This is a genomic window from Actinomadura sp. NBRC 104412, assembly GCF_030269515.1.
Classification (GTDB): Bacteria; Actinomycetota; Actinomycetes; order Streptosporangiales; family Streptosporangiaceae; genus Spirillospora.
In genome coordinates this window covers 40,829-53,489 of sequence record NZ_BSTM01000029.1, presented here as the reverse complement: position 1 = coordinate 53,489, position 12,661 = coordinate 40,829, and the positions used below count along the sequence as shown (strand labels likewise).

General features: G+C 72.4%; 12 protein-coding genes and 1 riboswitch. Of the genes, 6 read left to right on the top strand and 6 right to left on the bottom strand.

The window, feature by feature from the left end; translation table 11 throughout:
* Nucleotides 1-5 precede the first annotated feature (5 nt).
* The 4 genes from QSK21_RS28700 to QSK21_RS28685 form a co-directional block, all read right to left on the bottom strand.
* Nucleotides 6-1,193: an SDR family NAD(P)-dependent oxidoreductase gene (locus QSK21_RS28700; RefSeq protein ID WP_285700457.1), complete on the bottom strand. Its 1,188-nt coding sequence runs from the start codon at nucleotides 1,191-1,193 to the stop codon at nucleotides 6-8.
* Entirely contained in the window at nucleotides 1,190-2,347 is a 1,158-nt protein-coding gene (locus tag QSK21_RS28695; protein WP_285700455.1) for a DegT/DnrJ/EryC1/StrS family aminotransferase, read from the bottom strand. Before QSK21_RS28695 ends, QSK21_RS28700 begins: the two co-directional genes overlap by 4 nt.
* 2 nt (nucleotides 2,348-2,349) lie before the next feature.
* Nucleotides 2,350-3,759, bottom strand: a complete 1,410-nt coding sequence (locus QSK21_RS28690; RefSeq protein WP_285700454.1) for a YveK family protein — start codon at nucleotides 3,757-3,759, stop codon at nucleotides 2,350-2,352.
* A gap of 115 nt (nucleotides 3,760-3,874) precedes the next feature.
* On the bottom strand, nucleotides 3,875-4,552 hold the full coding sequence (locus QSK21_RS28685) for a response regulator (protein WP_285700453.1): 678 nt from the start codon (nucleotides 4,550-4,552) through the stop codon (nucleotides 3,875-3,877).
* A 336-nt stretch (nucleotides 4,553-4,888) separates the two neighbouring features.
* Between QSK21_RS28685 and galE the strand changes: the two genes are divergently transcribed.
* The 3 genes from galE (at nucleotide 4,889) to QSK21_RS28670 (ending at nucleotide 8,016) form a co-directional block, all read left to right on the top strand.
* Nucleotides 4,889-5,899 (top strand): UDP-glucose 4-epimerase GalE, encoded by a 1,011-nt coding sequence (gene galE / locus QSK21_RS28680; RefSeq protein WP_285700451.1) that lies wholly within the window; start codon nucleotides 4,889-4,891, stop codon nucleotides 5,897-5,899.
* Nucleotides 5,900-6,115: 216 nt separating this feature from the next.
* Nucleotides 6,116-7,267, top strand: coding sequence for a hypothetical protein (locus tag QSK21_RS28675; RefSeq protein WP_285700450.1), 1,152 nt, complete (start codon nucleotides 6,116-6,118; stop codon nucleotides 7,265-7,267).
* Nucleotides 7,268-7,320: 53 nt separating this feature from the next.
* A complete protein-coding gene (locus QSK21_RS28670; protein ID WP_285700449.1) occupies nucleotides 7,321-8,016 on the top strand; it encodes a YbaB/EbfC family nucleoid-associated protein in 696 nt (231 codons plus the stop codon).
* A 21-nt stretch (nucleotides 8,017-8,037) separates the two neighbouring features.
* Here QSK21_RS28670 and QSK21_RS28665 read toward each other — a convergent pair whose 3' ends face one another.
* Both QSK21_RS28665 and QSK21_RS28660 read right to left on the bottom strand, forming a co-directional pair.
* Complete coding sequence (locus tag QSK21_RS28665) at nucleotides 8,038-8,964, bottom strand: hypothetical protein (RefSeq protein WP_285700447.1); 927 nt, start codon at nucleotides 8,962-8,964, stop codon at nucleotides 8,038-8,040.
* A gap of 78 nt (nucleotides 8,965-9,042) precedes the next feature.
* The gene (locus QSK21_RS28660) at nucleotides 9,043-9,345 is read right to left on the bottom strand and encodes a hypothetical protein (RefSeq protein ID WP_285700445.1); all 303 of its coding nucleotides are present in this window, start codon (nucleotides 9,343-9,345) and stop codon (nucleotides 9,043-9,045) included.
* Nucleotides 9,346-9,519: 174 nt separating this feature from the next.
* Here QSK21_RS28660 and QSK21_RS28655 point away from each other — a divergent pair, with 174 nt between their 5' ends.
* The 3 genes from QSK21_RS28655 to QSK21_RS28645 all read left to right on the top strand — a co-directional run bounded on the left by QSK21_RS28655 (nucleotide 9,520) and on the right by QSK21_RS28645 (nucleotide 12,659).
* Nucleotides 9,520-10,140, top strand: a complete 621-nt coding sequence (locus tag QSK21_RS28655; protein WP_285700443.1) for a TetR/AcrR family transcriptional regulator — start codon at nucleotides 9,520-9,522, stop codon at nucleotides 10,138-10,140.
* Between the two features lie 682 nt (nucleotides 10,141-10,822).
* Nucleotides 10,823-10,956: riboswitch (cyclic di-AMP (ydaO/yuaA leader) on the top strand.
* 10 nt (nucleotides 10,957-10,966) lie between these two features.
* Nucleotides 10,967-11,860, top strand: a complete 894-nt coding sequence (locus QSK21_RS28650) for a CHAP domain-containing protein (RefSeq protein ID WP_285700441.1) — start codon at nucleotides 10,967-10,969, stop codon at nucleotides 11,858-11,860.
* Nucleotides 11,861-12,029: 169 nt separating this feature from the next.
* Nucleotides 12,030-12,659, top strand: coding sequence for a LysE family translocator (locus QSK21_RS28645; RefSeq protein WP_285700440.1), 630 nt, complete (start codon nucleotides 12,030-12,032; stop codon nucleotides 12,657-12,659).
* Nucleotides 12,660-12,661 lie beyond the last annotated feature (2 nt).

Sequence of the window (12,661 nt, the reverse complement as noted above, 5' to 3'; positions counted from 1 at the left end):
GCACCTCACAGCGTCACCGAGCGGGCGGGCGCCGGCTCTCCGGGCGGCCGGGACCGGCGCGGCGGCCGGTACTCGGGCAGCAGCCGGCGCAGCACCAGCCGTACCTCGTCCTCGTCGCCGCGCGCCGCGGCCCGCTCCAGGGCGTCCAGCAGGAGCGGCAGCCCGGCGGGCGGCGGCGCCGGGCGGGTGCCCCAGACCTTGGGGTGGGCCGTGCGGATCCGCCGCTCGGAGTCGGCGAACGCCTTCTCGGCCAGCTTCTCGCCGGGCCCCAGGCCGCAGAACCGGATCGTCACCTCCGGCAGCCGTAGCTGCGCCGCGTACCGCTGCACCAGCTCGATCACCGGCACCGGGTTGCCCATGTCCAGCACGAACGTCTCGGCCTCCTCGGTCAGCGCCGCCGCCTCCAGCAGCAGCCCCGCCGCCTCGGCCACGGTCATGAAGTGCCGCGTCACCTGCGGGTGGGTGAGGGTCACCGCCTCGCCCGAGGCGATCCGGCTGGCCAGCGAGGACAGCAGCGAGCCCGGCTCGCCGATCACGTTGCCGACGCGCACCGCCGCGAACCGGGTCGGTCCCGGCGTGGCCGTCTGCAGCAGCAGCTCGCCCAGCCGCATCGTCGCCCCGAACACCGAGGTCGGGTCGGCGGCCTTGTCGGACGAGACCAGCACGAGCCGTTCCACGCCGTGCCGCACCGCCGCGTCCACCATGTGCCGGGTGCCGAACACGTTGGCGGCCACGCCCTGGCACGGGTCGTCCTCGACCTGGCACAGCTTGTTCCGCCCCGCGGTGTGGAACACCAGGTCGGGACGGGCGGCGGCGACGATCTCGCCGATCCGGCCGCGGTCGCGGACATCGGCCTCGGCCGCCACGACCCCCTCCTCGACACCGGCGCCCTCGCCGGTACCGGCGCCCAGCTCGTCCGCGAGGGCGCGCAGGCCCGCCGCGTCCCGGTCCATCAGGAACAGCGCGGCCGGGCCGAGCCGCGCGAGCCGCCGGCACAGCGCCGAGCCCACCGTCCCGCAGGCGCCGGTGACCAGCACCCGGCGCCCCGCCACGAGCATCCGCACCCGCGCGCCGGCCACCGCCACCTCGTCCCGTCCCATGAGCAGCTCCAGCGGGCCGCTGCCGGGCGCCTCACGTTCGGACGGGGGGACGGGACGCCGCGCGCGGGGACGGGTGAGCCAGCGCACGGTCATCCCCGCGTCCGCAGCGCCTCGGTCAGGGCGGTGATCACGCGGTCCTGGCCGTCGGCGGACAGGCCCGGATACAGCGGCAGCGACAGCAGCTCCTCACCGACCCGGTCGGTGACCGGCACCGACCCGCACTCCTCCTCGCCGAGGACCGACCGGTAGGCCGTCATCTGGTTGGCCGGGATGAAGTGCACCGACGTGGCCACGCCCGCGGCCTCCAGCTCGGCTATCAGCGCGTCCCGCTCCGGCACCCGGATCTGGTACAGGTGCCAGGCGTGCCGGACGCCGTCCAGGTTCCGCTGCGGCAGCACCAGGCCGGGCAGCCCCGCCAGCGCCTCGTCGTACCGGGCGACCAGTTCGGCCCGCCGCCGCTGCCACCGCGGGAGCATGGTGAGCTGGGCGCGTCCGATGGCCGCCTGGATATCGGTCATGTTGGCCTTGAGGCCGACGTTCCTGACGTCGTACCGCCAGCTTCCGCCGGGCAGGTAGCGGCGCCAGGAGTCCTTGCTCATGCCGTGCAGGCGGGTGGCGCGGATCCGGTCGGCGAAGTCCTGGTCGCTGGTGGCGACCGCGCCGCCCTCGCCGATCGGCAGGTTCTTGGTCGCGTAGAAGCTGAAGCACGCCGCGTACGAGGACGACCCGGCGTGCGCGCCGTCCCGTCCGGCGCCGGGGCCGTGCGCCACGTCCTCGATCACCCGGGTCCAGTCGAGTCCCGCCGCCTCCGTCAGCGCCGGCACGTCCACCGGGTAGCCGCCCTGGTTCTGGACGACCATCGCGGCGGGGCGCCCGGCGCGTTCCGCCGCGGCGGCGACCGTGGCCGGGCTCGGCACCAGCGTGTCCTCGTCGATGTCCACCAGCACCGGGCGGTGGCCCGCGTGCAGGATCGCGTTGATCGCGCCGCAGAAGGTCAGGCTCGGCGTCAGCACCGCGGAACCCGGCGGCAGGTCCATCGCGCGCAGGCACAGCTCCAGTGCCGTCGTGCAGGACGCGACCGCGACCACGTGCGCGGCGCCGAGGTAGTCGGCGAAGTCCTGCTCGAACGACGCGGTCTGCGGCCCGGTGGTCACCCACCCGGAGTCCAGCACCTTCACCACCGCGTCGGACACGTCGTCCGCGAAGGACGGCACGGTGAACGGGACGGTGGTCTGTTCGTGACCCATGGCTACCTCTTGATCTTCCGGGTGGTGGCGACGACTCCGAGCAGCGGCCAGCCGGCCGCGGTGACCAGGTCGCGGACCGAGTCCAGGCCCGACGCCGCGGTGACGGGACCGGCCACGGCGACCACGCCGGCGGTCTCGTCGGAACCGGGATCGATGTCCTCGAAGGCGTGCACGCGGCACACCGGCCGGCCGGTGACCGGCGGCTTGGGAGGCACCGGGGTGTGCGGCGCCGGCGAGGCGACCTCGCCCGTCGCGGGCGCCTCCACCTCGCCCGCCTTCTTCGGGATCACGGCGGTTCCGGCGCCGCCGCCGGTGCCCTTCCCGATAGCGCCGGAGCCCGCGCGCACGACCGCGCCGGCGCGCTTCTTGAGCGACGGGGTGTGGCTGTTCGCGCCCTTGCGCGCCTTGCCGGTCTCGGGCGCGGCCGTGACGACCTTGGTGTCGTCGCCGTACACGGCCGCCGCGATCCGCGACATCAGCTCGGCGGGCAGCGGCCCGCCGGCGCCGACCAGGGCGACCCGGTTCAGGCCCTCGCGCTTGGCGGCGAGCCGGATCCGCCGTCCCAGGTCGGGCAGGTCGACGTCGCGCCCGTCCGCCCAGCCGAGCAGCGGCACGCCCAGCCTGCGCGCGACCCGCGCCTGCCCCGGCACGGTGGGCCGGAACATCTCGATCACGACCGCGATCAGGATCCCCGCGATCAGCCCGACCAGCGCCGCGACGATCATCATCATCTGCGCCGGGTTCGTGCGCGGCGCCATCACCGCGGGCTGCACGACCGCCGCCGTCCCCGACGTGGCGAGCTGCGTGCGCAGCTCGGTGCGGCTGGTGCGCAGGTCGCTCAGCTCCGCCGCGACCCGCTCCCGCTCGTTGGCCGCGCCGATGTCGGGCACCGGCACCGCCCCGGCGCGCCGCGACAGCGGCCCCAGCTCCTTCTGCAGGGCCCTGATCCGCCGCTCGATCGTGGCCAGCTGCTCCTTGATCGCGCCCTGGTTGGACTGGTTGATCTCCGCGACCACCGCGGCGCCGATCGCGTCGGTCAGCCGCCGCGCCACCGCCGGATCCGAGTCCTTGATCGTCAGCTCGACCACCGTGGAGGTGCCCAGCCCGGCCACCGAGATGTTCTTGGCCAGCTTCACCGGGTCGCGCCGCACGCCCTGCTGGCGCAGCACCCGGTCCATCAGGTTCCGGTTCGTGGCGAACGCCTTCACCTGGCTCACCACGATGCTGACGCCCGCGTCCCCCACGGCCGCGTCGGTGGCCCGGCTGCTGGCCTGGATTCTGGACGTGGCCGCGTGCGGCGGCTCCTGCCCGCTCGTGATCAGCGCCACCAGCAGCACCGGCAGGACGGTCATGGCCAGCAACAGCGCCCAGTAGCTGCGCACGACCCGGGCGGCGACTTCGTCGATCTCCACGCGAAACTTCCCTCCGGCGGCGTCGGTAGGGCGAGCGTAGGAACGCCGTGCGAAGATCGAATCGCCAATCGGGACGAGCCCGGATGCGCCGTTTGCTGGGTCTGTCCCCAGCGGGTCAGGGGGCCTCAGGCGGGGGAGAGGGCTTCATCCCCGCGCGCATCGCCAGGGTGATGGCTTCGAGGGCCGAATGCAGGTCCAGCTTGGCCAGCAGGTTCTGGGTGTGGGTGCGCACGGTGTTGGCCGACAGCCCGAGCCGTTCGGCGATCTCGGCGCGGTTCAGGCCGTCCACCATGCACTGGAGCACCTCGCGCTCGCGCGGCGTCAGCTCCGCCAGCGGCTTGGCGGCGGCGTCGGCCTCCGGCGTCTCGTCCAGGAGCCTGCGCAGGACGTCGCCCATGATGTCGGGCGGGATCCACCCGCCGCGCCGGGCCGCGCTCCGGATCACGCGCGCCACCAGGTCCGCGCTCTCGGTCTTCGACAGCCAGCCGACCGCCCCGCGGCGCAGCGCCGCGACGATCGCCTCGACCTCGCTCATCGCCGACAGGACCACCACCCGCACGTCCGCGTGTCGGTTCCGGAGGGCGTCCAGGACGTCCAGCCCGTTCTCGCCGGCCAGCATCATGTCCAGCACCACGACATGGGGCCGCTCGGTGGCGGTCAGCGCGAGCGCTCGCCGCTTGTCCTCGGCGACCGGCAGGATCACCAGATCGGGCTCGCGGCCCAGCCGGGCGGCCAGGGCCTCGGCGAACAGGGCGTGATCGTCCACGATGAGGACGCGGATGGGTGACCGCATCCCTCGACCATGGCGGGCGCCGCGCCGCGGCGGAACCCGCAAACGCTGTAGTTCCACTTTTGGACATGACAGCTGTTCTGGACATGCCTACCGCATGCGGTCAACGGTGCGTAATCGCCCCGTCGGGATCCGTGCGGACGGCGCAGGTCGGCCGGGCCCGCGCCGCACGGGAGAAGAACCGTGCGCGGACGCACGCCACCGTCCCGGAGTTCACGGCAGTCCGGAGCCGGTCAGGCGGCGGCCGTGCCGTTGACCGCCCGCGGGCGGCTGCTGATCCTGTCCGTACCGATTCGTGCCCACCGACCGAGGGGGCGCCATGCGTTCAGGGGAAGCGTCATGAAGGTCCTGATAACGGGGGGAGCGGGCTTCATCGGCAGCACGATCGCGTCCGCCTTCGCCGAACGGGGGGCCACCCCCGTCGTACTCGACAGCCTGGTCACCGGGCGGCCCGAATTCACCGACGGAAAGATCTTCTACCGGGGGGACATCGGCGACGGCGAGCTGATCGACGAGATCTTCGCCGCGCATCCGGACATCGCCGCGACCGTGCACTGCGCGGCGCTCATCGTCGTGCCCGACTCGATGGCCGATCCGCACCGGTACTACCAGGTCAACCTCACCCGCACGCTCGATCTCGCCGGCCATCTGCTGCGCAACGGCTGCGACCGGATGATCTTCGCCTCGACGGCGGGGATGTACCGCCCGGAGCCGGACCTGTCGGTCACCGAGGAGTCCGCGCTGGAGCCGCAGAACCCCTACACCCGCTCCAAGATGATGGCGGAGCTGCTGCTGGAGGACCTGTGCGCCGCCTACGGGCTGCGCGTGATCTCGCTGCGCTACCTCAACCCGATCGGGGCCGACCCGCGGATGCGCACCGGTCTCCAGAGCAGCAAGCCCACGCACGCGCTGGGCAAGATGATCGAGTCCTACGAGCTGGGCGTGCCCTTCACCATCACCGGGGTCGACTGGGACACCCGCGACGGCACGGCGGTCCGCGACTACATCCACGTCTGGGACATCGCCCGCGCGTTCTGCCTGGCCGTGGACCGCTTCGACGCCATCGTCCCGCCCGGTCGCGACGACCGCCGCTCCGGCTACGAGGTGATCAACCTTGGCACCGGCGGCGGCACCACCGTACGGGAGCTGGTCGAGGCGTTCCGCGGCGTGGTCGGCGAGGACTTCCAGGTCCGTGAGGCGCCGGCCCGTCCCGGCGACGTGGTGGGCGCGTACGTGAACCCGGCCAAGGCCCTGCGGGTGCTCGGCTGGAAGCCCGAATACACGATCGAGGACGCCATCCGTCATTCGCTGGAATGGGCGTCCCACCGGGCGAGGCTGGACGTGGCGTGAGCCGGATTCGGCCGACCGGAAACCCCGCGGGCCGAATCGGCCGGTCTGGATTTCCGAGATAATGCGCGGCGGGATCGCGGAATCGTGGCGCGGCGATTCCGCGATCCCGCGTGCCCCCGGCCGACGTCGCCTCGGGCGGCGTCGCCTCGGGCGGCAGGTGGTGCCGGTAGCGGTGTCGGTAGGGTGTGCCCGGACGACCGCGAGGAAGGGTTCGCCGTGACCGCGCCGCTCACGACCACGTCCCCGGTGACCGCGGGACGGGACAGGATCGAGGACAAGCAGGGCCGGACGCTCGCGTTCGTCCGGTGGTCCGAGACTCCCGCGCACCAGAGATGGCTCAGGCGGGCTGCGCTGCGGTCACAGGCCAAGAAGTTCGAGCTGGTCGAGCCGGACGGCACCGTGCTGTGCCGGGCCGTCGAGGGCAGTCTCCGTCCCGGCAAGGAACCCTCCAAGGTGCTGCGGGCCGACGGCACGGAGATCGGGAGCATTACGGTCGTCCGCCTTAGCGCCCGGAACCTCGGCTATGTGCTGTGGGACGCGGCGGGAGAGCGGCTGGCCGAGGGACGTTTCGTCACCAAGGTCAAGTACGGGGACGTCCCCAAGAAGCTGACCCACGCGTTCGAGGACGCCGGCGGCAGGCGCCTCGCCACGGCGGACCGGAAGCCCGCCGGGGGACCGCAGCGCATCGGCTTCGACGGCAGGGCATCGGAAGACCTGCGCCTCCTGGTCATCTGCTTGATGATCATGCTGCCCAACGCGGAGATCGGGGGAGACCCGGGGCGACGCCCGCCCAGGCTGGAGCCGGAGGACTTCACGGAGACGCGGCCCGGCGCCGACGGCGGGCCGTTCACGGGGTCGCGCCTGGTGTTCCACCGTGACCGGCTCAGCGGGCCCGACGGGCGGGTACTCGCCACGGTCAGGGAACCGTCCGTGGCGCCGCATCGCGGCCTCAGCAGGGCGCTCTCGGCGCACCCCCAGGGCGGCCGGTACGAGTTCGAGGTCGCCGGGCCCGCGGGCGAGACCCTGTTCACCATCGAGAAGTCCAGCGGCGCTTTCCGGTACGAGGTGGTGGTGTCCCTCCCGGACGGCGGACGGCTCGGAACGATCGACCGGACGGGCGGGCCGGCCCGCGCCGTCCACACGATCAGCGCCGGGCCCGGCGACACCCTCGCGACCGTGACCGCGACGGGCGCGTTCGGCGGCGACTTCGCCGTCACGGTTCCCGGCGGCGCCCAGGTGGCCGCCGTGAGCCGGGTCCAGGCGGTGGACGAGCCCTGGGAGATCGGGCTGTCCGGCGGCTGCGACGAGCGCCTCAGGATGCTCCTCGTGGCGTTCGTCGTCGTCCAGGAGCTCATGCTCGACCTGTAGCGCGGCGTGAGATCCTCGTTGCCGGAGACCCTCCAGCGGGAAAGGTGAGATCGATGTCGGAGCCGGGGCCGGAGTTCGACCCGGAGATTCTGTTCCGCGAGGCGAGGTCGCAGTTCGACCAGGTCGCCGGCATGCAGCGGGCGATGGCCGAGCTGCGGGGGCGGGCGGAGTCGCAGGACGGCAGGGTACGGGCCGTCTACGCCCAGGACCAGGGGCTGGCCGAGGTCCAGCTCGACCCGCGCGCCATGCGCATGAGCGCCGCGGACCTGGGCCGGTTGATCGTCGAGGTCTCCGGCGCGGCCAAGCGGGACCTGGAGCGCCAGATGAAGGAGCTCATGGACGAGACCTTCGCCCAGCAGGACATCACGCCGGACGATCTCAAGGACATGTTCGACGAGCCGTCGGGGCTGACCGAGACCCTCGGCTCCATGGGGCGGATCTTCGAGGGCGCGACCAAGGAGGTCGAGGGGATGCTCGACCAGATCCGCCGGGTGATGGGAACCGCCGGAGCCGGCTCGCCGGGCGGCACGCCGGGGTCGGGTGTGCCGGGGCCTGGAAACGTCCCGATGGCCCCGCCCATGCCTCCGGTACCTCCGCCCCCGCCTCCCGCGCCTTCCACTCCTCCGCCCGCACCGCCCGCGCCGCCCGTACCGGGGCCTGGTGGGGGGCCGACCCCCGGGGAGCCGTGGCCTTGGGGAGGTAAGCCGCCCGAGACCGGCGACCCGTCCGGCCGCGACCGGCGCGGCTGACGGAACGGGCAAAGGGGGCCGTCAGACCTCCGGGTGGGTCCGGTCGACGTACTCGTCGCCGTACTGCCGCTGGCCGTAGATCAGGCTCGAGAACACGGGGTCGCCGACGGCGGTGTCGACGCCCCCCTTGCCACCGGCGAGGGGGGCCACCCAGGGCCGGGCGGTCCGCGGGATCGACTGGGTGGGGATCGTCCACTTGAACAACTGCTGGCCGCCCAGCCTGCCCTTCATGAGCCCGGACGTCAGCGACTGCTCCAGCTTGCCGAGGCTGCCCGCGATCACGTCGTCGATCGAGTTCCAGGCGCCCTGGCCCAGGTCGGCGAGCGCCCTCCAGTTGCCGCTCATGACGTTGCCGCCCACGCCGACGCCCAGGGTGAACAGCCCGGTCAGGACGGCCGCGGCCACCCGCATGATCGTCTCGAACATGGTGGCGACCGACTTGAGGAACGCGTAGCACTGACCGGCGATGATGTTGGCCTTGGCCTGCGCGGCGGCGGCGGACGCGCCCGCGGTGAAGAACGACGCGACGTACATCGCGATCACGTACATGGCCAGGGCGAACAGGATCGCCGCGACCACCGCCATCATCGCGATGAACACCATGAGCATCGCCATCACCCCGAACAGGGACATGCTGATGGCGGCGGCGTGCATCGACGACCACATGCACTGGTTCTCGTACTCCGACAGCTTCGCGTCGTAGTTCTGCCGGTCGTCGCCGCTCCAGGACCTCTCGTCCAGGCCCGCCCGTAGCTGCCGGCTGAGCTGCATGACCTCGCCGAGCTTGTCGTTGACCTTCCACCAGTCCTGGGCGGCGTGCAGGATCTGGTCGGGGTCCCCCTGCCCCTCGTAGATGATCGAGACGGCGGGCCAGGCGTTCGGGATGAGCAGCGCGGAGCCCGCCGAAACGTAGTAGGCGACCTGCGCCGTGGTCTTGAAATGGCTCACACCGCACATGGGCAGGCTCTCCTGGCTCGATCGGGGGCTTGAAGGGGGTGTTTCCGGGCCCGGTTCAGATCTCTCGGTTTAGATCTTGAGCGTGTTGCGCTGCTCGGTCGCGTCGTGGCAGGCGGCGGTGGCGTTCAGGCGCTGCCGGAAGTCGGCGAGCTGCTCGGCCTTGGTCTTGAGATCCTCGTCGGCCCATTCGATGGCGAGGGTGTGGGACATCGCCAGTTCGAAGCCGTACATGGTGAAGGCGGCGGTGGCGGCCTTGCGCGGCTCGCCGTTCAGCAGGTAACGGGCCTCTCTGAGCAGGTCACCGCACCTGGCTTCGTGCTGCGCCCCGTGGTCTCTGATCGAGGTCGTCTGGTGCTGGATCTCGTTGCCCACCGTGGCTCCTGAGCGTGAGTGTGGTCGCCCGGGACCCGGCGCCGACACCCGTCGGTGAGCGTCGAGGCGGAGGGGCGCCCCTGGTGACCGGTCGTACCGCGCAGAAACGCTAGCATACGGCGATCATCGTGATCATGCGGGTGCGGTGCGCGAAGGTCGAGGATGGGAACGTTTGTGACGCGTGGGCTGAGCGGGGCGCAGGCGGCACGGCGGGCGCGGCTGGTCTCGGCGGCCCGCGCTCTCGCGCTGGACGGCGGGTACGGGGCCGTGACGATGCATGACGTCGCCGACCGCGCCGAGGTGGGACGGGCGACGGTCTACCGGTACTTCGCCTCCAAAGATCACCTGCTGACCGAGGTGGCCACGGACTGGGCGCGCGGGGTGACCGAGGACCTGGACGCCGTGGCGGTGGGCGAGACCGCGGCGGAGCGCCTGACCGCCGTCCTGGAGCGCATCGTCCGGACGGCCGCGGCGGAGCTGACGCTGACCTCCGCGATCGTCCAGGCGGTGACCGCCGACGATCCCAGCGTGGACGAGGCGCGGACGGTGCTGTTCCTGCTCGTACGGGACCGGCTCGCGGCGGCGATCGGGGAGCCGGTGCCGGGGTGGGACCAGGCCGAGGTCGTCCTGGGGCACGTGCTGCTGGCGGCCCTGGTCAGCCTGACCTCGCTGCACCGTCCCGTGGACGAGGTGGCCGAGGTGGTGCGGACGTCGGGGCGGCTGGTGCTGGCCGGGGCCCTGGCGACCGCGGAGGACGGGACCGTTACGAGGGCTGCCTCCGCCGCGGGAGCGTGACGCTTCTCACTTTGTGGCCTTGACCTGGGCTTTGTGTAATTTTCGGCTCAGGCGGGCGGCGGCGCGTGGGCAGGGGCGCGCCCTCGGACCGTACGGGGAGGCGCTCGGCCAGGGACCGGGCCAGCATCAGCCCTCCCACCACCATGAGCGCCAGGCACAGGATCGCCAGCCCCGCGATGGCCAGCAACGAGATCATCAGCAGATCCGGATCCGGCAGGTCGGGCAGCATCGTTCCCCTCACTGGAGCGCGCGTGGCCGCGCTCCGTCGACGTTCGATCCGCCTGCCCCGTGGCGCTTCCGCGCCCTTGGGCACCTCCCCGGGGGCGGGGAGTACTGGTTCATGCCCGTATGTCTGGAATAGATGCACCCTAGGACGGGTTTTTATCCCCTGGACAGCATGCTTGCCCTGGATTTGACCAGGCCCAGAACTTTGATACCGTCTGTCCGCAACCGGTGACACCCAGACACGTCACCCACCCGGGGCCCACCCCCCATCACGGGACGCCCCCACCGGCCACGCCACCAGCACCACCCAGCACCACCCAGCACCATCCGCGCGTGGCCCACAGACCATCTGATCGCACCCGGCGGCCACCGGCCGCCGGACCGCCGAGTCCTACCGCACCCCCGCCAGCCACACCGGCCACAGCCGGGCACACCGGCCGCACAGGCCGCACCGGCCACAGGGGGCGCGCGGGAGCCGGGGACCCACCTCCCCCCACAGGGGTGAATCGGCACGCACCCACATGCACGCCGTAGGGCGACTTCCACGCCCGAACCCGACAGCTAACCCGGTAGGCGGACTGGAAGGAATCAGGAGATCCCAGTGCAGTTCCGCACCACCAACCCCATCAAGCCCACCAAGCCCACCGTTGCCAAGACGTTCTCGCAGACGTTCGCGCAGGTGACCTCGCTGCGCGGCCGCGCCGCCGCCGGCGCGCTGGGCGCGGCCGCCCTGGGCGCGCTGACCTTCGGCTCGGCCGCCACCGCACTGGCCGACACCACCCCCCAGCAGGCCACCACCACCGCCGCCATCGCCACCCAGCCCACCGGCACCACCCAGCCCACCGGCACCACCACCGCCGGTGCGGGCGCGGGCGCGGGCCTTGCTGGCCCGGCGCAGGACCTGTCCGGCTTGCAGCGCGGTAAGGCCGCCGTCAAGGACCTGGCCGAGCAGGCCCGGCCCGGCCCGGCCGGCAAGACCTTCGCCGGCCAGGGAGCGGAGAAGAAGACCGGCGCGACCGCGCGTGATGTGATCAAGCTGGCCGAACAGCAGGTCGGTATCACCGAGGGCGCCGACGGCAACACCAAGTTCCACCGCTGGTACATCCACAGCGACCACGCCAAGCGCACTGCCGAGCGCGACGGCGGCACCGTCGCCGACTACAACGGCGCGTCCTGGTGCGACATGTTCGTCACCTGGGTCGGTGACAAGGCCGGCGCCCGCGGCATGGGCGGCGACGCCTACACCGTCTCCCACGCCCAGTGGTTCAAGGACCACGACCGGTGGGGCACCAAGGCCCGCCCCGGCGCCGTGGTGTTCTTCAACTTCGACGGCGACAAGAACATCGGCTCCATCGAGCACGTCGGCCTGGTCGTCAAGGACAACGGCGACGGCACCGTCCGCACCGTCGAGGGCAACACCGCCGACTCCGTCCAGGACCGCGTCCGCGACAAGTCCACCATCGTCGGCTACGGCTACCCCGAATACCGCAAGTAATCACAACCCGGGAAACCACCCGACAACCACATAGCACCACCAACCCCCAGGGCGCCCCGCCACCACCGGTGGCGGGGCGCCCTTTGTCGTTTCGGGCGTCGATGGACCCGTTCCCCGGGGACGGATTGGACCTGTGCCAGGCGCCGGTCCGCCTCATACCGTTCGGGCCATGACCCATCCGCTGCCGTTCCTGCTGGCCGCCACCGCCCTGATCGCGATCCCGGGTCCGAACCATCTCTACATCGCCGCCCGCGCCGCCGCGGATGGGCGGCGGGCCGGGCTCGCCTCCGCCATGGGGGTGGAGACCGGCACGCTGGTGCATGTCGCCGCCGCCGCGGCCGGGCTGTCGGCGCTGGTGGCGGCCTCGGCCGCCGCGTTCGGCGCCCTCCGGTACGCGGGCGCCGCGTACCTGATCTACCTGGCGATCCGCACCTGGCGGGACAGCGCCGATCGGGACGACCCGGTGCCGGCGCCCAAGCCGCTGGGCCGCGTCTACCTCGACGGGCTGCTGGTCAACCTGTTCAACCCCAAGGTCGTGCTGTTCTTCCTGGCGTTCCTGCCGCAGTTCGTGGACCAGGAGGCCGGTGCCGTCCCCGCGCAGATCGTGGTCATGGGCCTGGTGACCGGCCTGATCGGGCTGGTCAGTGATGTGCTGTACGCGGTGGCGGGAGGCGCGATCGGAAGCCGGTTGCGGGCCCGGCCGCTGTTCCGGCGCCGCCAGCGGTACGCGACCGGCGCGATCTACCTCGGCCTCGGGGCCGCCACCGCGCTCACGGGCCCCGGCCCGCGGCGCCTCTGATC

Excerpts from the sequence above, each read along its gene's own strand:
- QSK21_RS28700 (WP_285700457.1), bottom strand. The coding sequence starts at position 1,193 with ATGACCGTGCGCTGGCTCACCCGTCCCCGCGCGCGGCGTCCCGTCCCC.
- QSK21_RS28695 (WP_285700455.1), bottom strand. The coding sequence starts at position 2,347 with ATGGGTCACGAACAGACCACCGTCCCGTTCACCGTGCCGTCCTTCGCG.
- QSK21_RS28685 (WP_285700453.1), bottom strand. The coding sequence starts at position 4,552 with ATGCGGTCACCCATCCGCGTCCTCATCGTGGACGATCACGCCCTGTTC.
- galE (WP_285700451.1), top strand. The coding sequence starts at position 4,889 with ATGAAGGTCCTGATAACGGGGGGAGCGGGCTTCATCGGCAGCACGATC.
- QSK21_RS28670 (WP_285700449.1), top strand. The coding sequence starts at position 7,321 with ATGTCGGAGCCGGGGCCGGAGTTCGACCCGGAGATTCTGTTCCGCGAG.
- QSK21_RS28645 (WP_285700440.1), top strand. The coding sequence starts at position 12,030 with ATGACCCATCCGCTGCCGTTCCTGCTGGCCGCCACCGCCCTGATCGCG.